This is a genomic window from Myxococcus sp. CA056 (assembly GCF_013336715.1).
GTDB lineage: Bacteria > Myxococcota > Myxococcia > Myxococcales > Myxococcaceae > Myxococcus > Myxococcus llanfairpwllgwyngyllgogerychwyrndrobwllllantysiliogogogochensis.
The window spans coordinates 860,655-882,036 of record NZ_JABUMT010000001.1 but is presented as its reverse complement, the minus strand read 5'-3'; the positions used below and the strand labels follow the sequence as shown (position 1 = coordinate 882,036).

The window sequence follows — 21,382 nt, the reverse complement described above, 5'->3', positions numbered from 1 at the left end:
TTGGAGTCGCCTACGGCACGCCCGCGGCGCCCCAGGCGTCACGCACCGCGTTCACGACGGAGGCGTCGTAGCGGTCCTGGGCGGCCTGGACGGTGTAGGCCTTGGCCTGGGACATCGTCGTGGTGGATGTGTAGTAGTTCGTCGCGGCGAAGTAGAAGGTCTGCGCCGCGCGGTTCATGCCCACGCCCGCCACGTTGATGGGCGTCTTGCCGCGCGGGTGAGTGCCGCCCGTCACGAGCAGCTTGAAGACCAGGTTCTGGATGCCCGAGTTCCAGTGCACACCGCCGTTGTCCGCGGTGCCCGTGTAGCGCTCGGGGTAGTAGTCCTTGGACGAGCCGTCCCGCGTGGGGTTGTCCATGTAGCGGAGCGCATCCCCGCCGATGTTCGGCGTCCAGATGTCCTCGCCAATCTTCCAGACGTCCGCGTCGATGGCGCCGCCGCGAGCCCAGCTCTCGCAGATGGCGGCGGCGATGTCCGACAGGCTCTCGTTGAGCGCGCCGGACTCGTTGCGGTACACGAGCCCCGACTCGTACTGCGTCACGGCGTGGGTGATTTCGTGGGACACCACGTCCAAATCCAAGCCGAGCTGACCGGAGTTCACTCCGTCGCCATCGCCGAACACGATTTGAATGCCGTCCCAGTACGCATTCACGTACGAGGCGCCGTAGTGCACGGTGCTGGTGATGGTGGCGCCCCGGTCATCGAACGAGTCGCGACCGAAAATCGTCTCGTAGCAGGCGTACGTCGTGCCGACGTGGTCGTAGTTCACGTCGACATGGTTGTCGCCCGTGGCCGCGCCGAGCTCGATGCGGCGCAGGGTGCCGGGCGTGGTCCACTGGTTGTTGGCCGAGTGGATTCGACGATTCTGGGCGGAGTGGATGAGCGGCTGCACGTCGAGCACCCGGCCCGACGCCGCGTCCACGTAGACGCGGTCCCTGGCGGGCGAGTCCTCGCGAGTGCCCGCGCGCGTCACCTCCCAGGCGGAGGCCAGCGAGCCCTCGGCGCCCAGGAAGTAGACGAAGCGGGGCTCGCCCTCGACGACGAGCGTGTCGAGCCCCTCCAGCGCCGCGCGCTTCACGTCGTCGATGGGGAACCGCGCGAGCGTCGCGGGCTCACCAGCGCCTCGGGCCGAGCCATTGGCCGCGTACACCAGGCCCGCCGTGTTGACGTGCAGCACCAGCTCGCCCCCCACGACGCGGATGCCCTGGCGCGTCTGGTCATAGCGGATATGCGTGAAGCCCAGGTCATCCACGCGGCTGGAGCGCACCGTCAGCTCCTCCGCGCGCAGCCCGAACACCGGGGCGATGGCGCGCAGCGCGGGCGCGAGCGCGTCACCGGCCCTGAGCGCCGCGAGCGCGGTGTCCGCCGTGCCCAACTGTCCCCGGATGAAGCTGGGGGTGCCGTCCTTCCCCACGTCGACCACTTCCACGCGGCCCAGCGCGGCGAGGGCGTCCTGCCGAGTCTGCCGAGCTTGCCGGGTGCTGTCCCGCGCCTCGGCCGGGTCCGCCGGGACGTCGCCGCACGCGACGCCCACGACGGCACAGCACGCTCCAATCAATCCCTGTTTCCAAGTCCGAGTCACGACGCGCTCCTGTCTTCTGGTGGGTGTTGCTTCACGGCTCCAGCGCGGGCGCGACCACCCGGCTCCGGATGGGTGGGCGAGCCCTCCTCGCTGGCACTTCGGGACACACGAGGCCCGCTCCGCCCTCGGCGGACAGGACGCTCCTGGGCCCATCACGGCCGCGGATTAGAGGTGTGCTGTCATCCGCTGGACTTCGTCGGGGCTTGCCCCCGACTCCGCCAGTCCGGCGACGAGCGCCTCGCGCAGCAGGTTCTTGAGCCGGGGGTTCTCCAGCTTCGAGTACGTGTCGACGGCCAGCTGCCGGTCCACCTGCGCGAGCCGGAACAGCAGGTCGTACTTCTCTCCGACGAGCCCCTTCTTCACCGAGTCCGGCAGCGCGCTGTCGATGGGCGACAGCGCCAGCGACGTCATCGCCTCGCGGGCGGTGGGCTCCTGGGGTGCCAGCTCGAAGAGCAGGTCAATCATCGCCATGCGCTCCAGCACAGGCTCGGGCTTGGTCTCCAGGAACTGGGCGCCGGCCGGCAGCTGCTGAAGCGCCGTGGGGTCCGCCAGCTCGTTCCTCAAGCCGATGATGCGCGCGCCGCCTTCCCGCGTGAGCTCCTCGACGAAGACCTCCTTGCGGAAGAACGCGTTGAAGCGTCCGGCCCGGTACTCCCGCGCGGACACCCGCGCGGCCTCTCGCTGCTCCTTCGCCACCCGGGCCTCGTCGGTGGCTGGCTCGGCCTCGGATGGCGTGGGAGCGGGCGCGCCCGGGCGTCGCGGGAGCGCCGCGGTGGGCTGTGGAGAACTCGTGGGCTTGTGCGCCTGGGACGCCGTGTCGGCGGGAGGCGGCGGGGTGGAGGGTGTGTCGGCGCCCTTCAGGGTGACGAGTCCGTAGAGTCCCGTGCCTCCGAGGACGAGCAACGCGAGCCCGGGTCCCATCATCCGCCAGCGTCTGGGAGGCTTTGGCTTGGCGCTCTCGGGGGGATGTCCGTTCATGGGGCCTGCGCTCCTTGTCGATGACGACGCGATTCGATGAGAGGGGTTAGAACAGCCAGCGCGGCGGAGGCGGCTCGTCGGAGACTCCGAGGAACCTGCGGTTGACCACCCGGTTCTCCGGGTCCACCGTCACCTGCAGCACGGGCTCGGGGAAGGGCACCGTCACGTGGAGGGTGTCCGACTCGGGCTCCAGGCCGTAGTCGAGCGTGACGAGCTTGGACTGCGTGGCGCCTTCGAGCAGCACGTCCACGGAGACCGGGTAGTGCGTTCCGGAGACCGAGCGCTGGATGGCGGTGAGGGTGACGTCGCCGTCGTCCTCCTCGGTGCTCACCTCGAAGTAGGGCCAGTCCGGGTCACCCGCGCCGTGGACCCAGGCGTCGAAGTACGGGCCCAGGTTCTTGCCTGATGCCTGCTCCAGCGCGGCGCGCAGGTCGTCGACGCTGCGGTCCCCGGGCTGGGCCAGGAAGCCCTTGATGCCCCGGAGGACGGCGTCCTGGCCGAGCAGCGGCTCCAGTTGGAGGAAGAGAATCATGGGCCCGGTGCCGTAGACGTCCGACGCGAGCGAGAGGAAGACGGGCGGCGGGTCGTCTTGCGGCTGCGGGTAGTACGCCGCGGTGCGCGCCAGCCGGTCCCAGTACGCGCGTGTCTGCTCCGCCTCGCCCGAGGGGCGCGCGCGCAGCTCGTACAGGTACGTGAGGTATTCGGCGATGGCTTCCTTCCACACGAAGTCGAAGGGCCGCGACAGCGTGGTGCGATTGCCCGCCCACTGGTGCACGACCTCGTGCATCAGCGTGTGCATCGTCATGTTCGCGTAGTCGCGCCGCAGGTCCGGCAGGTCCTCGCGGAGGATGAGGTTGGCGGGGTGCTCCACGCCCAGCCACTCCGTGGGCGCGCCCGCGACGCGCAGCTCCGTGCCGTAGGGCAGCGGCCCCAGCTCACCGATAATCCAGTGCAGGTACGCCTTCACGTCGTTGGCGTTGAGCGAGGCCGCCAGCTTCCCGCCGGGCACCTCGTAGAACACCAGCTTGAACTTGTTGGACACCTCCGTGAACGTGCTGGGGACCCAGGCGGGGTTGGAGGCCACGGCGAAGGACGAGTACGTGGGCGCCTTGGTGAGCCCGGTCAGCGTGCACTTCGTCGTGGTGTTGTCCGGACGGGTGCGTTGGCCGGGGCACAGCACGCGCTCGTTCTGCGCGTGCTTGACGGTGAAGACATACTGCGCGAGCTGGTCCGTGCGGTCGTCACAAGGGCCGAACCTGTCGCAGCCCTCCACCCAGTTGAGCAGGTAGGAGAACGTGTTGCCCGCCTTGTCCGTGCGGCGGGAGAAGCCGACCTGCGTGAAGTCATACGTCTGGAGGGGCACGGTGAAGCGCGCCTCCAGCTTCACCTGGCCCGCGAAGAGTCCCGGCCCACACACGCGGATGCCGTCCTCGACGGACTCGGACCGCAGCGGGGGGTTCCCATTCCAGTGGACCTCGGTGAGGCCCTGGGGGGCCTTCACCACGAAGCAGTCGCCGCCCGGGGGGTAGACGTCCATCAACAGCGTGGACTTCGCCGCACCCGTCTGCGTCGCGAACTCGTATTCGTAGCGCGTTACCTGGGCGGTGAAGTCGCCCGAGGGCGCCATCGGCGTGAAGGAGTGCGCCCGGGTGTCGAGCGGCGCCTCCTGCTCGGAGGCGTCCTCCGTCGGGCCGCACCCGGTCCCCGTGAGCACCAGGGGACTCCAGGTCAGCGCCACCACCGCGAGACCGCGTGCCACCTTCTTCGCAAACCATCCTGGGATGCTTCGCATGGCGTCCTTGTCGTGAAGTGACGAGCGCGGTGGGACGCGAGAGCCCATGCCCCCTGCGGGCTCTCGCGTCGGTTCAAGCAGGCTGCTTTAGAGGCCGTCGACGCTGGCCTCGTCACGCAGCGACAGGCGGTAGTGGTCGTCCGCCCACTCGTTCTGGAAGCGCACCGAGCCCGTCAACAGGCCCTCCACGTCGAGCACGTTCTCAATCTTCTCGTGGCTGACCGGCTGCACGTTCCAGGTCTTCCCCTCGTACCGGAACACGGTGACGTCGCGCAGCTCCACCTTCTCGCCCGTGGTGCCGAGCAGCAGGTCGCCCTTCTGCAGCGTCTTGGCCTTCACCATCTCACCGGAGGCGGTGACCATGGGGTGCTCGGACGTGACTTCGACGCGGCGGCCGTCCACCGTCTCGAGCGCGAACACGTCCTCCACGGTGTCTCCGGCCACGAAGGCGCGAATGGTCTGCTCTCCCGTCGTCGGAGCGACGAGCGACGCGTCCTTGGTGAGCGCCGTCACCGTGCGCACGCCCGCGGCGTAGGCGTCCGAGATGGGCCAGTACTCACCGCCGAAGGAGACCTTCTCCTTCGCCGTGTAGCAGCCCGTCACGCAGGTGCCGAGCTTGACCAGGTTGGGGATGCAGGGCGCGGCGGTGTCGGCGGGAATGTAGAAGGTGCAGGTGGCGGTGGGCCCCGTCGCGGTGAAGGAGAAACAGCCGCCGGAGAACACCTGGTACTCGCCTTCGGAGTTCAGGAAGTCGCGCTTCGCCGCGGTGATGTAGCCGCAGTTGTAGGCCCAGTTGTTGCGCCCCTGCGACAGCGTGTAGGTGGTGAGTTGATCATCCGTGAAGCAACGCGTGGACAACTGCGCCGACGCCGTCGTGGAAAGCACCGCGCACGCAAGGACAACCAGATACGACAGTCGCTTCATGGCTTGCTCCGGAAGGCTGATGGAAGTGCTTTGTTTTGCGAGGAAACTGGATATACCCGGGTTCACTCTGCGTAAAGTGTAAATCGACATCTAGTGGGAATCCCTGACTGAAATGTTGGGTGCAATTGATTTGCTGTGAACACGGGTAATCCAGACCGTGACGAAGGTGGCACTGGAGGCCCGTTCTGGTTCAAAAATCACAGCGAACTCCGTGGGTTGGGTGGAGGACCTGCCCCGGGTTCGCGGCCTGCGAGGACAGCTCACCGCGTCAGTCATTGGCGGTTTTGAGTGCGTCTGGTGGGGCCTTGTGATGTCCCAGGGAGGACGCACTCCTGGTGTGGTTCGTGCGTGCCTGGGGCCTGGTGGGAGTGTGGGCCGGCTGACGAGCGATGACGGGACGGGTGCGGGGGGCCAGCAGAGTCTTTATGAGGGGCTCCATCCTGGAGCGGCGCGTCCCATGCGCCTTGGAGGAAGGCATGCGCGCACATCTGTTCCGGCTCGTCCTGGCGCTGAGCTTCGTCCTGGGGACGGTGGCCCAGGGGGCTGTCGCTCCGCTGCGCGGTGCGTCCGGCGACACCTGTGCGGGCAACACGCGCTTCCTCATCGGTGCGGGCATGGGGGACATCACCGGCCCCGCCGCCGAGGTGGGGATGATGGGTTACGGACAGCTCTCGCAGCAGACAGCGGGCATCCACCAGCGCCTGCGCTCGCGGGCCTTCGTCATCGTCTCGCCGTGCAACGGGCGGCGTGTGGCCTTCGTCAGCGCGGACCTGGGCATGGTCTTCCAGGCGGTGAAGACGCAGGTGGTGGAGAAGCTGCGCGCCCGCTTCGGAGATGTCTACTCCGATGAGAACGTCCTCATCAGCGCCACGCACACACATTCGGGGCCGGGCGGCTTCTCGCACCACACCTTCTACAACCTGAGCACCTTCGGCTTCGTGCCGCAGAGCTTCGACGCCATCGTCTCCGGCATCGTCACCTCCATTGCCCGCGCGCACTCCCGGCTGGGAGCGGGCACGCTGCGCCTGGCCACGGGAGAGTTGCTTGGCGCCAGTCGCAATCGCTCGCCGGATGCCTACCGGTTCAACCCCTCCGCCGAGCGTGCCCGCTACGCCCACGACGTGGACACGCGGATGACGCTGGTGCGCCTGACGCGGACGGATGGACGCGACGTGGGGCTCATCAACTGGTTCGCCGTCCATGCCACGTCCATGGGCAACGACAACCACCTCATCAGCGGCGACAACAAGGGCCTTGCCTCCTATCTCTTCGAGAAGGCGCACGACGCGGGTGACACCTTCGTCGCCGCGTTCGCCCAGTCCAACGAAGGGGACGTCACGCCCAACGTGCTCGGCGGGACGAATGGCGGCGGCGCCAACGACTTCGAGGACACGGAGCTGTCCGCGCGGCGCCAGCACGACTTCGCCGCGCACCTGTGGACGCTCGCCACGACGCCGCTCACCGGGGGCGTGGACTCCCGACGCACCTTCGTGAAGATGGACGCGGTGGACGTGGCGCCCGCGTACACGGATGGTCAGCCGCGCCGCACGTGTCCCGCCGCCATCGGTGTGTCGATGCTGGCGGGCGCGGAGGACGGGCCCGGCTATGGGGTGGAGGGCGCGTCGTGCTCCACCCTCCATGACCTCTGGAGTCAGTTCACCTGCGCGCTCACCACCACGCCCTGCCAGGGTGAGAAGCCCATCGTCCTGGAGATGGGCAGCATGCTGCCGCACCCGTGGACGCCCAACGTGCTGCCCCTCCAGCTCGTCACCGTGGGCTCGCTCGCGCTGGTGGCCGTGCCCTTCGAGGTGACGACGATGGCCGGGCGCCGCCTGCGTCAGACGGTGCTGGAGCGGCTGGGGCCCGTCGGCGTCACCGAGGTCGTCATCGCGGGGCTCGCCAACGACTACGCGGGCTATGTGGCCACGCGCGAGGAGTATGCCCGCCAGTCCTATGAAGGCGCGTCCACGCACTTTGGGCCCTGGACGCTCGCCGCGCTCCAGCAGGGCTTCGACGGGCTCGCCGTGGCGCTGCGCGACGGGCAGCCCGTGTCACCCGGCCCCACGCCTCCGGACCTGCGCTACATCCAGGCCAGCCTCCAGCCCGGCGTGGTGTTCGACGACAAGCTGCTCTGGGTGGAGTTCGGTGAGGTGCTCACCGACGCTCGCCCGGCCTACGCGCGCGGCGACACGGTGCGCGTCACGTTCTGGGGTGCGCATCCGAAGAACGACCTGCGCCTGGAGGACTCGTACCTGCGCGTGCAGCGCAAGGGCTCCATCGGCGCCTGGGTGGACGTGGCGGATGACAGTGATTGGGAGACGCGTTACCGGTGGGAGCGGGAGAACTGTCTGCCCACGCTGGGGTGCTCGCACGTCCTCGTGGAGTGGCGCATTCCTCGCGATGCCTCGCCAGGCACCTATCGCATCCTGCATGAGGGCGAATGGAAGTCGGGCTGGGATGGGCGCGTGCGCCCGTACTACGGCGCGTCGCGCGCCTTCACCGTGCGGTGAGTGGCTCGGGGCCGTGCTCGTGACGCGAGGCGCGTGCGCGCGCGAGGAAGTCCCGCAGCCGGGGAGAGGGAGGCAGCAACTGCACACCGATGCCCGCTGAGACGCCCCAGGTGCGGGCGTGCGCGGAGTCGACGTGTCGGACCACTTCGCCCTCACAGGCGAACTCCTCGCCGGCCAGCCGCAGCGTCAGCTCCAGCCGGGTGAAGAGAGGAGGGAAGGGCTCCGAGCAGCTCAGGAAGAGGCCGCCCTTGCCCAGCTCCAGGCCGTGGACGTCCACGCCCTCGGGATGGCGAATCCACACGTCCCAGGACCAGGGCTCGGCGGCCTTGTCTCCATGGGGCAGGGATTCACCGAGCAGCGAGGCGCCGTGTCGTGCCCGGGGCTGGGGCGTGCACAGGGAGTCCGCGGAGTGTTCCGACAGGCAGAGCGCGCAGTGCATGGTCGCCTCGAGCAGACACCAGGAGGTACTGACTCCGCGGGGGCGGAGGGCTCTCCCGTTGCTCTATAAACCGTGCGGACGTCCATGTGCTGACGGCCCCCGACACGCCACGCGGGTCCAGGTGCTTGCGATGATCGCTGGCGCACAGACCCGGCGGGACGGCTGCCCCGCACGGGTGGGTGGGCCCGTCTTCAGCCCTTCGCCTTCCCCTTGAACGGCGCCGCGTCGATGCGCACGCCGATGTACGACGGGAAGCGCGGCACGCCGTCGTTGGACAGCTCCTGGTAGCGGAAGGTGATGAGCGTGCCGATGGCCGGAGGTGCTTCGCGCTCGGCGTCCGACAGGCCGGTGCCCACGCTGAAGCGCTTGCCGTTGCGCAGCTCCACCTCCAGCGCGCCCAGCCGGCCCTTGTGTCGACCCGCGCCCGCGACGTGGCCAATGACGACGGCCTCGTCGTCCTTGAAGCTCTTCACCTTCAGCAGCGTGTGCGAGCGACCGACCTCATAGCGGGAGCCCGGCTTGCGCAGCATCAGCCCCTCGCCGCCCAGCCCCTCCACGCGCTCCAGCTCCGAGCGCAGATGCGGAGTCCCCTGACAGCGCTCGTGCGAATGCCACTGCGCATACGCGGGCTTCGCGTCATCCAGCCACTTGCGACAGTGCTCCAGCCGCTGCTCGAACGCGGCGTCGAAGCTCGGCGCGTCGAACACGACGAAGAGCAGCTCCTTCCAGTCCTTGCTCTTGTCCTGCCGGCGCACCACGCTCACCGTGCGCTGGAAGCGCTTGCGCCCACCGAACAGCTCTCCGTCCAGCGGGAAGTCCGGCAGCCCCGCGGTGAACCAGTCCGGCGCGAAGAACTCGTTGCCCAGGCGTGACCAGAAGCGCTTGCCGTCCCAGTACGCGCGCACGCCGTCGAGCTTCTCGCTCATCCACCAGTCCGTGAGGTCCACGTCGTTCTCCCACGGGTGGGCGAGCAGCAGCGGCGGAGCCTTCTCGTCGTCCGCGTCACCCTCGGCATCACCGGAGGGGGCCTTCACGCGCGTGGCCTTGACGGGGGGCGTGGAGGTGCCACCGGTGCGGGAGTCCTCGGCGGCGTCACCGCGCACGCGGCGCAGGTGCTTGCAGGTGCGTCGCTCGATGGCGATGGACTGGTTGCGCCACGCGGGGCAGGAGCACGAGTAGACGCCTCCCGTGTTCTTGAGGATGTAGGGCTTGGAACCCGAGCCCTGGACTTCCACCTGCTCGCCGTCCGCGATTTCCGCCAAGTGCCGACCCCTCCGTGCCGCGTCCTTCGCGGCGATGAAGGGAAGAGTACCCCCAAGGTCTGACATCCCCAAGGCGCGCGGAGCCTTGGGGGGCGTGCTCGGACAACCTGTCTCGGCCCACGTCGTGTTCCCCCCAGACGCGCCCGCGTCCTCATGGGACGCGGAGTGGCGCGAACAGGGGGCATTCCCAGACAGTTGCCACTTTGTACCGAGCAATTCCAATCATTGGTATGTGATTTGCTGGTGGTTCCTCCAATCGCGCGTCATGGAGGACTGCCCGCATGTACAAACCCTCGCCGCCCACGGTGGTTAACTGCGGCTCGTCCAAATGCTCGTACATGGCTCCGGTGCATCCCTCGTCCCAGTGTGTCTTCTGCACGCGCTACTACTGCATGACGCACAAGCCGAAGACATGCCCCTCCTGCCATGTCTTCATCTGTACCGGTTGCTATAGCCGTTCTCCGCCCCCGTGTTGTGTCTGGGCGAAGAGCCAGTCCTCTCCCTTCTCCTTCCCGTCGTTCTCCGGAGGCTCCTCGTCGTTCTCCGGAGGCCCTCCGTCGTTCTCTGGAGGTCCCCCATCGTTCTCCGGGGGCTACCCGTCGTTCTCCGGGGGCTACCCGTCGTTCTCCGGAGGCCCCCCGTCGTTCTCTGGAGGTCCCCCGTCGTTCTCCGGAGGCTACCCGTCGTTCTCCGGAGGCCCCCCGTCGTTCTCCGGCTACTCCAGCCCGCCGAGCATCACCACCGACTCCATCGAGAATGACATCACGGGGCAGGACCAGTGGCCGACCTTCAGGAGCTACAACGAAGGAGACCCCTTCGCCTTCTGGAGCAGCACCGGGTTCCCGGGGCTGAACGTGAAGTTCCTCATCGAGGTGTCGGGGATGCTCTTCGAGGCCCATGTGAAGTGGGACAACCGTCCGTGGTATTCGGACGAGCCCAAGAGCATGAGCTTGAAGGTGGCGGTCCGGGGCTCGAGGTCGGACATGTGCCGGGAGTCGCTCGCCAACGTCACGAGCGGCTCGCACCGCTATCTCTGGGGTCATCTGCTCGCACGGGCCCGGAAGATGCTCGCCAATCATCGTGCAGGGGAGTTGATGACGGAGTTCGGCCTCACGAACAGAGTGACCACCGCCTTGGTCCGGACGCTCTTGCGCGCCGGGAGGATGAGCGACCTCTCCGCTCTGTACCTCTGCACCTCGCTGCCGTTGACGGCATGGGAGCAGGGGGCCTGGTCCCTGATGCTTGACGTGCTCACGCGCTGACGCTCTCCGCCAACGGTCCGCCAGCATCCCGTTTCGCGTCGCCACGGGAACGTACGCCGTCCGCGAGTGTCGCTCCGAGGCGTCACTTCGGGGCGCCTGTGTCGTGGGGCCTCCACCGGTGTCCCCTCCATTCTCGACGCCAGGACCGCGGCGGCTCGCCCAGCAAGCGGAGGACCGAGTCCCGGCGCATCACTCCCGGGGCTGTGCGTCCACGTCCTCAAGTGCGAGCAACAAGGCGGCTCATACGGTTGCGACTCTTCACGCCATCGTGGTGCGGTGGGCACTTGCCGAGGATGGGAGTGGCGCTCTGTCGGGAGGCGTCGCAATCTGTCTGGAGGTCCACGAGTCGAGGAGGCCGCACCGGATGGTCGTCATCATCATGGGAGTGTCGGGCGCGGGGAAGACGACGGTGGGGCAGGCCCTGGCGCGGAGCCTGGGCTGGCGCTTCCTGGACGCGGATGACCTGCACCCCCGGTCCAACGTGGCGAAGATGGCGGCGGGTGTCCCCCTGACGGACGAGGACCGCACGCCCTGGCTCGCCGTGGTGCGCGGCCAGCTCCAGGCGGCCATGGAGCGTGACGAGGACCTGGTGCTCGCCTCGTCCGCGCTCAAGCGCGCCTACCGGGACCAGTTGGAGGTGGACCCCGCGCGGACGCGGTGGGTGTACCTGAACGCTCCGCGCGAGGTGCTGGCGGGCCGGCTCGCGAAGCGGCACGGGCACTTCATGCCGCCGTCGTTGCTGGACAGCCAGCTCGCCACGCTGGAGGTGCCCACGCAGGCGCTGGAGGTGGATGTGTCGCCGCCCCCTCCGGAGGTGGTGGCGCGCATCCGCGAGGGCCTGAAGCTCTGAGTCCTCGAAGGGCCCCGCGCGGGCCGCGACTCGGGGTCCGTCTGTCTTTGCCATGTGACATCGGTCCCGTGGAAATGTTCCCGGCTTCGCCCGTGCTCGGCCCGGGCTCTTGCGCCCGGAACCGAAGTCGGCGTGGAGCGCGGCATGTCAGACCGCTGCTCTAAATATTCATCCGGATGCAGATGCATATCGGGTTGCACGTATGCCGCCCCGCATCTCGCGGGGCGCCGTGCCCGACTTCTGGGGGATACATTCCGATGTCGAGACTTCCGGGGATGAAACATGTTTCACGTGGCTGGGCGGGTGTGGTGCTGGGCGTGCTCGTCGGGAGCGCGAGTGGTTGTGGCGGCGAGGTCGACGCCGATGCTTCGAGCGAGGTCATCCGGCAGGAGCGAGCCTTCCCGGGTCGCACGGGTGAAGTGCGCCGAGCGAACTTCCAGGTCGCCGGAGGACCGCGAGCGCTCGCCTACGAGCGCATCGACGGCGAGCGTGTCTTCCAGGGGGACATCCTCCTGCCGCCCGAGGTCCCGGCCAGAGAGCTCTCCGCGCTATCGGTGGAGGCGCAGGGCGCGGTGTCCACGCGCGCGATGACGCGCTGGCCGGGCGGCGTGGTGCCCTACACGGTGGACGCGGCCTTGCCGAACATCGGGCGCGTCACGGCGGCCCTGGCTCAGTGGGAGGCCCTCACGCCCATCCGGTTCGTGCCACGCACGACCCAGTCGGACTACGTCACCTTCCGGCCGGGCACGGGCTGCTCGTCACACGTCGGTCGCATCGGAGGGCAGCAGTTCGTGACGCTCGCGCCGGGCTGCACCACGGGGAGCACGCTCCACGAGGTGGGGCACACGCTGGGACTGTGGCACGAGCAGGCGCGCACGGACCGGGACAGGAACGTCGTCATCCACTTCGAGAACATCGAGGCAGGGTATGCCCACGCCTTCGAGACCTTCGCGCAGGAGGGCGCGGCCGGACGCAACCTGGGGCCCTATGGGTTGGACTCCCTGATGCACTACGCGCCGGAGGCCTTCTCCGCGAATGACTCGCCGACCATCACCCGGTTGGACGGCTCGTTCTTCACCGCGAACCGCACCGCGCCGACTCTGGCTGACGCCTGCGCCGTGAAGCGCCTGCATGGCTACGGGCGCCACTCGGACGTGAATGGAGATGGCTACGCGGACCTCGTCATCGGCGCGCCGGACGAGGACGTGGGCCTGGGGTTGGACCAGGGGGCGGTGAGCGTCGTGCTGGGCTCGGCGACGGGGCTGGGGACGGCGGGCCTGTGGCTGCATCGCGACGTGTCGGGTGTGGAGGACACGGCGGGTTTCGCCGACCACTTCGGCGCCGCGGTGGCGGTGGGTGATTTCAATGGCGACTGCTTCGCGGACGTGGCCGTCGGCGTGCCCGAGGACGACGTGAATGGGATTGTCGACGCGGGCTCGGTCCACGTCTTCCTGGGGTCGGCGCAGGGCGTGGACTTGTCCACGGACAAGGTGCTGCATCAGAACAGCGCGAGCGTGCCTGACAGCGCCGAGGCGTTCGATGGCTTCGGCGCCGTGCTGGCGGTGGGGGACTTCAATGGCGATGGGTATGACGACCTGGCCGTGGGCGTTCCCGCCGAGGACTATGGCTCCTCGGCGCTCGACTCCGGGCTGGTGACGGTGTTGTTCGGCTCCATCTCCGGGCTCACGGGCACTGGCGCGCAGAGCTGGAGTCAGGCGGCGGCGCACGTGCTCGAAGTCACGGAGACGGGAGACCGCTTCGGCTCCGCGCTGGCCGCGGGTGACTTCAACGGAGACGGCTTCGACGAGCTGGCCGTGGGTGTGCCCTCCGAGGACGTGGGCACCGTCGCGAACGTGGGCGCGGTGAACGTGCTGTCCGGCTCCATCGATGGCCTGACGAGCACGGGCAACCAACTGTGGACTCCGGGAAGCGACGGGGTGCCCGGTGTCGCGAGCGAGGAGGTGCTCTTCGGTGCCGCGCTGGCGGCGGGGGACTTCAATGGCGATGGTCGGAGTGAGCTGGCCATCGCGGCTCCGGGTCAGACGGTGGGCTTCATGGCGGGGGCGGGCGCGGTGACGGTGCTGCGCGGCGGAAGCGCGGGTCTCCAGTCCACGGGGGCCCTCGCCTGGAGTCAGGATTCGGCCGGTATCTCGGACGTGGCCGAGCAAGGCGATGCCCTGGGCTCCGCGCTGGTGGCCGAGGACTTCGATGGAGATGGCCATGTGGACCTCGCCATCGGCGTGGCCTCGGAGAGCGTGGGGGCTGTCGTCGGCGCGGGCATCGTGCACGTGTTGCACGGCGCGCCGGGTGGGCTGTCCACTGCGCGTGAGCAGCGCTGGTCTCAAGTGGGCTCCACCGTGGAGGAGGGCGCGGAGCTCCAGGATGCGTTCGGCTCCCGGCTGTCCTCGGGGGACTACGACGGGGATGGCTTCGTGGACCTGGCGGTGGGCGTGCCGTACGAGGACGTGGGGGGCGCGACCGACTCGGGCGCGGTGCAGGTGCTGTACAGCGCGGGTGTCACGGGCCTGTCGCGCGCGGGGGAGCAGCTCTGGTCCCAGGCGCCGTCGGAGCAGACGGACTCGGTGGAGACGGGAGACCGCTTCGGCGAGGGACTCTAGGCCTTCCGGCGCACGGGCTTTCTCCGAGCGCCCTTGCCCTGGTTCTCCCCGGAGGACAGCCGCTCGGGGATGCGCGCGACCAGGATGTCGATGGCCGCGCGCACCTTCGACGGCAGGTGCTTGTTCTGGGGCCACACGGCGAAGATTTCATTGCCGTGGCGGCCCTCCGTCTCCAGCAGCGTCACGAGCTCGCCCTTGTGCACCCGCGCGGCGACGAGCCAGCACGGAAGCCACGCGAGCCCGGCGCCCTGGACGGCGGCATCGGCGATGGCCTCCAGGTCATCGAAGCGCAGGCTGCCCTGGACGGGGATGACCCGCTCTCCGCCCTGGCCGTCCGGAAAGCGCCAGGGCTTGCTGATGCCCTGGCGCCCGTAATTGATGGCCTCGTGATTCGCGAGGTCCGCGAGCGTCTTCGGTCTGCCATGCCGGGCGACGTAGCGAGGCGAGGCGCAGACCACCATCATCTGCGCGCCGAGTCTGCGCGCGGTGAGGCCCGCGTGGTCCGCGAGGGGCGCGACGCGGATGGCCAGGTCGAAGCCCTCCTCGATGAGGTCCACCACGCGGTCGCTGAAGCACAGCTCCAGTTCGAGGCCCGGATGCTGGCGCGTCAGCTCCCAGAGCAGGGGCGCGGCGCAGTGCCGACCGAACAGCACGGACGCGGCCACGCGCAGGCGGCCCGTGGGTGCGCGACGGCCGGAGTCCAGCGCGGCCTCCGCCGCTTCCAGCTCCGCCAGCGCGCGGACACAGCGCTCGTAGAAGACCTGTCCGTCCTCGGTGAGGCTCTGCCTGCGCGTGGTGCGCTGGAACAGGCGGGTGCCCAGTCGCTCCTCCAGCCGGGCGATGCTCTTTCCGACGGCGGAACGGGACAGACCCAGCCGTTCGGCCGCGAGCGCGAAGCCACCAGCCTCGGCGGCCTGGACGAAGGTGAGCACTCCACTGAGTCGGTCCGTCACGGTGTGGTTCCCATTGGTGAATTCCTGTCCCCAGTGAGGCGCCGAAGTCTCGTCACTGGGGACACCTCCGCGTCCGTATATCCCCCGCGCCTCTCGATGGCACGGCAACGGAGCGAAACGATGGATGGCGTGATGAAGCGGTGGGAGCTGCGGCGGCCTGGCCGAGCGAACCTGGAGCTGGCGAGCGTGGCGATTCCCACGCCGGTCGCGGGCGAGGTGCTGGTCCGAGTCTCGGCGGTGTCGCTGAACTACCGCGAGAAGTTGTTCCTCGACGGGGCTGGCTATTCGGATGTGCCGTGGCCCTTCGTGCCCACCTCCGACATGGTCGGCGAGGTGGTGGCCACGGGTGGCGGTGTCACCCGGTTCAAGGTGGGGGAGCGGGTGCTCGCCGCGTTCAACGCGGACTGGGTGGACGGGCCCGTGCCGCGCGTGAATGGCTCGGTGCGCAGCCTGGGCGGGAGTCTGCCGGGGGTGTTGTCCGAGTATGTGGCGATGCCGGAGAGCTGGCTTGTCGCCGCGCCCCGGACACTGGATGACGTGCGCGCCAGCACGCTGCCGTGCGCGGGGCTCACCGCGTGGACGGCGCTCGTGGAGCTGGGCGGGGTGCGGCCCGGGCAGACGGTGGTGACCCAGGGCACGGGCGGCGTGTCGCTGTTCGCCGTGCAGCTCGCCTCGGCGCTGGGAGCGCGGGTCATCGTCACGTCGGGGGATGAGGAGAAGCTTGCGCGCGCGAAGAAGCTGGGCGCGGCCCACGGCATCCACCGGCGCCAGACGCCGGACTGGGAGAAGGCGGTGGTGGAGCTGACGGGCGGGCGTGGCGCGGACCACATCCTGGAGATGGTGGGTGGCGACAACCTGGCGCGCTCGGTCAGCGCGCTGGCGCCCGGTGGACGCGTCACGCTCATCGGCGTGCTGGACGGCTTCGACATGCGCTTCCCGGTGGTGCCGTTGTTCCAGACCCAGGGCGTCATCCAGGGCGTGCTGGTGGGGAACCGACGCGGCCTGGAGAACTTCGTGCGGGCGGTGGACGCGCTGCGCCTGGAGCCGGTCGTCGACGCGACGTATGCGCTGCGCGAGTTCCCGAAGGCGCTCGAGCACCTGGACCGGGGGCCCTTCGGCAAGGTGGTGGTTCGCGTCCGCGAGTGAGCGCGAAGGCGAGCGTCCTCCGGCGCGCTACCGGAACGCGGGCCAGGTGAAGGAAGGGGTTCCCGCCCAGCGCTCCACCAGTCGTTCCTCCAGGGCTGCGAGGGTGCGTGAGAGGGCGGGGACCAGGCTCGTGGGCTCGCGCAGGACGCGGGAGCGCGCGAGGTGGCGCAGCAGGGCGGCGCGCTCGGAGTAGCCCGGTGCCCAGTCCCTGTCTCGCTCCAGCGCCTTGGGCGACAGCCACTGGAACATGTTCACCGTGCGCGCCGTGGCGACCAGGGCACGCGCGTGGGTGTACGTGGCGTCCGTCTGGGCCGCCTCGCAGACGGGGGCCAGGGTGATGCGATAGGTGAGGTCCGCGCGGGTGACGAGCTCGTCGGGCAGGGGCACCACGATGAGCCACATGAGCGCGTCGTAGAGCGCGTGGCGCATGCCGCAGTACTCGAAGTCGAGCAGGCGCGGGCCGCTGGTGGTGAAGAGGGTGTTGCCCGGGGCCATGTCCCCGTGGGTGAGCGCGAGGAGGGGGCCGGGCTCGGCCAGCTCACGCGCCAGTTGCTCCACGTCCTCCTGGGTGCCGGCGGCCACGGTGGTGCCGACGGCGTTCGTCCAGCGATGCAGCCGGTCCGCGTGCTCCACCAGATAGCGCGCGTTGTCGATGCGCACGCGCAAGGGGCGTGGGTGCAGCGAGTGGCGGAGCAGGTCGAAGTCACCTTGCAGGCCCCGGGTGCGCGCGTGGAGCTGGCCCGTGAGTCGGGCCACGGCGAGCAGTCCTCCGGTGGCGGCGCTCGCGTCGACTGAGTTGAAGAGGTCTTCCAGGCTGGGGCCGGTGCCCAGGTCCTGGAGGACGAGGAGGCGGGAGTGGATGTCGCCGGCGATGAGGCCCGGGGCGGTGGTGAGGTTGTGGCGGCCGAGCAGCTCCAGCCCCGCCCACTCGTCCAGGCCGAGCACGGGGTCCGCGTGGAAGTGCTTGAGGATGACGGTGGGCACATCGCCGCCGCGCACGCGGGCGCGCACGACATGGCAGCGGGACTCGGTGCGGAGGACCTGGGGCTCGGCCAGGAGCACGGGTCGTCCCCAGGCGGCGGAGAGGGAGCGTGCGCCGTCGGCGAGCAGTTGCTCCAGGTCCAGGGCGCTCAGGGGAGCCGCTCCACGGTGGCGCCCGCGCGTTCCAACAGCTCGCGGTACCACGTGAAGGCGCGCGCGGTGCGGTCACCCAGGCCCCTGGCGCCCCAGAGGACGGTGAGGGTGCGGCGGGTGTCGGCGTTTGTCTTGGTGCGCTGGGCGTCCTTCACGGCATTGGCGCAGGGTCCCTCGGCGTCGAAGAGGCACAGCAGGCCCGCCAGGTCGATGCTCTGACCGGAGGCATTGAAGACGTACTGGGAGCCCTCGGGGGCGATGCCCACGCGGAAGGGCGCGGTGGCCCGGTCCAGGTCGACGACGCTGATGGGCAGGCCGCTGTGCAGGGACACGGCGTTGCAGAGGTCCACGGCGGTGTTGATGGAGCCGAGCGTGCCTTCCGTCGCGGCGCGCACCAGGTACTCGGAGGCGGGCTTGCCGCGGCCTGTGGGCTTGTAGCCGCCGTGGCGGAGCATGTCGCGCACGGCGCCTCGCACGGCGTCGTCGCTGGAGAGTGGCGCGGCCGCATCCGATTTCAGCAACGCCACCAGCCACTCCGGCGAGGGCAGCGAGCCCAGCGGTGCGGGGAACGTGGTGATGAAGGCCAGGGTGTCCAGGGACGGATGCGGTTCGACGGTCAGCACGGCCGGGCACTCTACGCCACACGGCGCGCCCGTGCTGGCGGTGGTGCGTGCAAACGGCCGTGATGCCGCCTACGCCACAAGGCGAGGCGTTGCACGGGAACGGGCGCGAGTGCGCGAGCCTCCCGTGTCGCGATGCCCATGGGGAAGCGGACTGGCGCGGTGCCAGTTTCGCGGTGCGAGTCGTTCCAGACCGCTCGGAGCCGAACCGGTGCGGTGGGAGTGTCGTCCTCGCGCCAGAGTGAAAGGCTCGCTTCGAGTCAGCGAGCAGCCCCGAGGGTGCGTGCTACGGTCGCGCCTTCCGAGCTTGGGTGCCCGCTCGTGTTCCACGATGCGCGGCCAGGAGGAGCAATCGATGGCAGACGCGAACCAGCGGACGATGCGGGCGGCGCGCTTCGATACGGCCACGCGGACGTTGACGGTGACGGAGGTCCCCGTGCCCCAACCGCGTCCGGGCGAGGTGCGGGTGCGAGTGAAGGCGTGCGGCATCTGCTTGTCGGATGCGCATCTGCTCGACGGTTCGCTCCGCTCTCCGCTGCCCGTGGTGACGCCGGGCCATGAGTCCTCGGGTGTCATCGACGAGGTGGGCGTGGGCGTGCCGCGCTGGAAGGAGGGGCAGCGCGTCGCGATGGCCGGTGGCAAGCCCTGCGGTCGCTGCCCGAAGTGCTCCAATGGCCAGCCTCAGGAGTGCCTCGACTTCCAAATCATGGGCTTCCACTACGACGGCGCGTGGGCCGAGTACGTCGTGGTGCCGTACTTCGTGTTGTCCTCGATTCCGGACCACCTGCCTTTCGAACAAGCGGCCATCCTCGCGGACGCTGTGGCCACGCCGTACGCGGGACTGGTGGAGAGCGCGAAGTTGCGGCCCGCGCAGTCGGTGGGTCTGTGGGGCATCGGTGGGCTTGGGGTCCACGCGGTGCAGATTGCCCGGATGATGGGGGCGACGCCCATCATCGCGTTCGACACGAACGAGGCCGCGCGAAACCGCGCGCTGGAGTTCGGCGCGGACGTGGCGTTGGACCCGCGTTCTCCGGACGTGCGTGCGCAGATTCTCCAGCACACGAATGGGCTGGGGTTGGATGTGGCGGTGGACCTGGTGGGCGCGAACTCGGTGCTGGCGCAGGCGGCGTTGAGCCTCGGGCGCTACGGGCGCGCGGTGATGGTGGGCCTGTCGCCGGAACCCATCCAGTTGGGCGCCGGGGTCAACTTCGGCCTGCGCTCCCAGGCGCTGGTCGGACACCTGGGCTACGAGAAGAAGCACCTGGACCAGCTCGTGACGCTGGTGAGCACCAAGCGTCTGGACGTCTCGCGCTCCGTGACGGCGACGATGCCGCTGGAGGATGTGGCGAAGGGCGTGGAGCGGCTGGTGAAGAAGGAAGGCAATCCCATCCGCCTCGTCATCACGCCCTGAGGCACGGCAGGGGACCAGGCGGCCGGGCACCCAGGGCGGGGTGTCCGGCTCCCTGTGCCCGAGCGGATCCGCTCACGGCGGAATGGCGCCTGGGGAGTGACGGGGTCATGTAGGTCTCCCTCCCGGCTCCAGGGCGAACGCCCCCCTGGTGGGCCGCCCCCGGGCATGGGAAGCGGAGGTCGAGGGTTCGGAACAATCCTCCTTCGGCGTCCCCCATGGCATAAGGGCGCCGCGCCCGCCTTCCGGGCACCCCCTACGCACATGATTCGTCTCGACAACATCAGCAAGCAGCACGGCCAGCAGATTCTCTTCATCGAGGCTTCGGCCGCTCTCCACAAGGGGGAGAAGGTCGGCCTCGTCGGGCCCAACGGGGCCGGCAAGACGACGCTGTTCCGGATGATTACCGACCAGGAACACCCCGACGAAGGCCAGGTGGCCGTCGACCGTGGTGTCACCATCGGCTACTTCAACCAGGACGTCGGCGAGATGTCCGGCCGCAGCGCCGTGTCCGAGGTCATGGACGGCGCGGGCCCGGTGAGCACGGTCGCCGCGGAGATGAAGGCGCTCGAAGCGGACATGGCCGACCCGGACAAGGCCGACGACATGGAGAAGCTCGTCGAGCGCTACGGCCTGGTGCAGGCGCGCTTCGAGGAGCTGGGTGGCTACGCGCTGGAGGGCCGCGCGCGGGAGATTCTCGCGGGCCTGGGCTTCAGCGAGGAGATGATGGACGGCGACGTCGGCGCGCTGTCCGGTGGTTGGAAGATGCGCGTGGCGCTGGCGCGCATCCTGCTCATGCGTCCGGACGCGATGCTGCTCGACGAGCCGAGCAACCATCTGGACCTGGAGAGCCTCATCTGGCTGGAGGGCTTCCTCAAGGGGTACGAGGGCGCGCTCCTGATGACGTCGCACGACCGCGAGTTCCTCAACCGCATCGTCACCAAGATGGTGGAAATCGACGGCGGCTCGCTGACGACGTACTCGGGCAACTACGACTTCTACGAGCAGCAGCGCGCGCAGAACGAGAAGCAGCAGCAGGCGCAGTACGAGCGCCAGCAGGCCATGCTCGCCAAGGAGCTGAAGTTCATCGAGCGCTTCAAGGCCCGCGCCTCGCACGCCGCGCAGGTGCAGAGCCGCGTGAAGAAGCTGGAGAAGATTGAGAAGGTGGAGCCGCCCAAGCGCCGCACGACGGTGCTGTTCGAGTTCCAGCCGGCGCCGCGCTCGGGTGACGACGTGGTGAGCCTGAAGGCGGTGCACAAGGCCTACGGCTCCCGGCGCATCTATGACGGCATGGACTTCCTCGTGCGCCGCGGCGAGCGCTGGTGCGTCATGGGCGTCAACGGCGCGGGCAAGTCCACGCTGCTGAAGCTGGTGGTGGGCTCGACGACGCCGGACACGGGCGCGGTGACGGTGGGTGGCAGCGTGAAGCTGGGGTACTTCGCCCAGCACGCCATGGACCTCCTGAACGGTGAGCGCACGGTGTTCGAGTCACTGGAGGACGCGTTCCCCCGCGCGGGACAGGGCTCGCTGCGCGCGCTGGCCGGGTGCTTCGGCTTCTCCGGTGACGAGGTGGAGAAGAAGTGCCGCGTGCTGTCGGGTGGTGAGAAGGCGCGTCTGGTGATGGCGAAGATGCTCTTCGACCCGCCCAACTTCCTGGTGCTGGACGAGCCCACGAACCATCTGGACATGGCGACGAAGGAGATGCTGATTACCGCGCTGGCCCGCTACGAGGGGACCATGCTCTTCGTCTCGCACGACCGTCACTTCCTGGGCGCGCTGTCCAACCGCGTGCTGGAGCTGACGCCGGATGGCATCCACCAGTACGGCGGTGGCTACACCGAGTACGTGGCTCGCACCGGCCACGAAGCTCCGGGCCTTCGCAGCTGAGTTGACGGCGGGGCCGC

The 21,382-nt window shown here is 69.2% G+C and carries 16 protein-coding genes; 7 read left to right on the top strand and 9 right to left on the bottom strand.

Features of this window, described 5'->3' with window-relative positions; genetic code table 11:
* Nucleotides 1–10 precede the first annotated feature (10 nt).
* The 4 genes from HUA76_RS03565 to HUA76_RS03550 all read right to left on the bottom strand — a co-directional run bounded on the left by HUA76_RS03565 (nt 11) and on the right by HUA76_RS03550 (nt 5,276).
* Nucleotides 11–1,582, bottom strand: coding sequence for a M4 family metallopeptidase (locus HUA76_RS03565; protein ID WP_371745559.1), 1,572 nt, complete (start codon nt 1,580–1,582; stop codon nt 11–13).
* A gap of 165 nt (nt 1,583–1,747) precedes the next feature.
* Nucleotides 1,748–2,560 carry a hypothetical protein gene (locus tag HUA76_RS03560; protein ID WP_174459995.1) on the bottom strand — a complete coding sequence of 271 codons (813 nt, stop codon included), beginning with the start codon at nt 2,558–2,560 and terminating at the stop codon, nt 1,748–1,750.
* 46 nt (nt 2,561–2,606) lie between these two features.
* On the bottom strand, nt 2,607–4,352 hold the full coding sequence (locus tag HUA76_RS03555; RefSeq protein ID WP_174459994.1) for a M1 family aminopeptidase: 1,746 nt from the start codon (nt 4,350–4,352) through the stop codon (nt 2,607–2,609).
* A gap of 87 nt (nt 4,353–4,439) precedes the next feature.
* Nucleotides 4,440–5,276, bottom strand: a complete 837-nt coding sequence (locus HUA76_RS03550) for a Hint domain-containing protein (RefSeq protein ID WP_174459993.1) — start codon at nt 5,274–5,276, stop codon at nt 4,440–4,442.
* A gap of 476 nt (nt 5,277–5,752) precedes the next feature.
* Here HUA76_RS03550 and HUA76_RS03545 point away from each other — a divergent pair, with 476 nt between their 5' ends.
* Entirely contained in the window at nt 5,753–7,786 is a 2,034-nt protein-coding gene (locus HUA76_RS03545; RefSeq protein WP_174459992.1) for a neutral/alkaline ceramidase, read from the top strand.
* Here HUA76_RS03545 and HUA76_RS03540 read toward each other — a convergent pair.
* A complete protein-coding gene (locus tag HUA76_RS03540; RefSeq protein ID WP_174459991.1) occupies nt 7,773–8,225 on the bottom strand; it encodes a PilZ domain-containing protein in 453 nt (150 codons plus the stop codon). The two genes, HUA76_RS03545 and HUA76_RS03540, sit on opposite strands and share 14 nt — an antisense overlap.
* A gap of 191 nt (nt 8,226–8,416) precedes the next feature.
* Nucleotides 8,417–9,487, bottom strand: coding sequence for a DNA ligase (locus HUA76_RS03535; protein ID WP_174457489.1), 1,071 nt, complete (start codon nt 9,485–9,487; stop codon nt 8,417–8,419).
* Nucleotides 9,488–9,768: 281 nt separating this feature from the next.
* Between HUA76_RS03535 and HUA76_RS03530 the strand changes: the two genes are divergently transcribed.
* From HUA76_RS03530 to HUA76_RS03520, 3 genes are all read left to right on the top strand, one after another.
* A complete protein-coding gene (locus HUA76_RS03530) occupies nt 9,769–10,749 on the top strand; it encodes a hypothetical protein (protein WP_174459990.1) in 981 nt (326 codons plus the stop codon).
* 364 nt (nt 10,750–11,113) lie between these two features.
* Nucleotides 11,114–11,599, top strand: coding sequence for a gluconokinase (locus tag HUA76_RS03525; RefSeq protein ID WP_174457487.1), 486 nt, complete (start codon nt 11,114–11,116; stop codon nt 11,597–11,599).
* A 275-nt stretch (nt 11,600–11,874) separates the two neighbouring features.
* Complete coding sequence (locus tag HUA76_RS03520; protein WP_174459989.1) at nt 11,875–14,217, top strand: M12 family metallopeptidase; 2,343 nt, start codon at nt 11,875–11,877, stop codon at nt 14,215–14,217.
* Here HUA76_RS03520 and HUA76_RS03515 read toward each other — a convergent pair.
* The gene (locus HUA76_RS03515; protein ID WP_174459988.1) at nt 14,214–15,170 is read right to left on the bottom strand and encodes a LysR family transcriptional regulator; all 957 of its coding nucleotides are present in this window, start codon (nt 15,168–15,170) and stop codon (nt 14,214–14,216) included. The genes HUA76_RS03520 and HUA76_RS03515 overlap by 4 nt on opposite strands.
* 120 nt (nt 15,171–15,290) lie before the next feature.
* Here HUA76_RS03515 and HUA76_RS03510 point away from each other — a divergent pair, with 120 nt between their 5' ends.
* Nucleotides 15,291–16,316 (top strand): NAD(P)-dependent alcohol dehydrogenase, encoded by a 1,026-nt coding sequence (locus HUA76_RS03510; RefSeq protein WP_174459987.1) that lies wholly within the window; start codon nt 15,291–15,293, stop codon nt 16,314–16,316.
* A gap of 27 nt (nt 16,317–16,343) precedes the next feature.
* On the opposite strand, the gene HUA76_RS03505 is transcribed toward HUA76_RS03510, so the two are convergent.
* Together HUA76_RS03505 and HUA76_RS03500 are read right to left on the bottom strand one after the other, a co-directional pair.
* On the bottom strand, nt 16,344–17,378 hold the full coding sequence (locus tag HUA76_RS03505) for a phosphotransferase (RefSeq protein ID WP_174459986.1): 1,035 nt from the start codon (nt 17,376–17,378) through the stop codon (nt 16,344–16,346).
* A gap of 68 nt (nt 17,379–17,446) precedes the next feature.
* Nucleotides 17,447–18,073 carry a phenylalanine--tRNA ligase beta subunit-related protein gene (locus HUA76_RS03500; RefSeq protein ID WP_174459985.1) on the bottom strand — a complete coding sequence of 209 codons (627 nt, stop codon included), beginning with the start codon at nt 18,071–18,073 and terminating at the stop codon, nt 17,447–17,449.
* 352 nt (nt 18,074–18,425) lie between these two features.
* Here HUA76_RS03500 and HUA76_RS03495 point away from each other — a divergent pair, with 352 nt between their 5' ends.
* Together HUA76_RS03495 and HUA76_RS03490 are read left to right on the top strand one after the other, a co-directional pair.
* Entirely contained in the window at nt 18,426–19,481 is a 1,056-nt protein-coding gene (locus tag HUA76_RS03495) for a zinc-binding dehydrogenase (protein WP_141643427.1), read from the top strand.
* Between the two features lie 261 nt (nt 19,482–19,742).
* On the top strand, nt 19,743–21,365 hold the full coding sequence (locus tag HUA76_RS03490) for an ABC-F family ATP-binding cassette domain-containing protein (protein ID WP_174459984.1): 1,623 nt from the start codon (nt 19,743–19,745) through the stop codon (nt 21,363–21,365).
* The last annotated feature ends 17 nt before the right edge of the window (nt 21,366–21,382 follow it).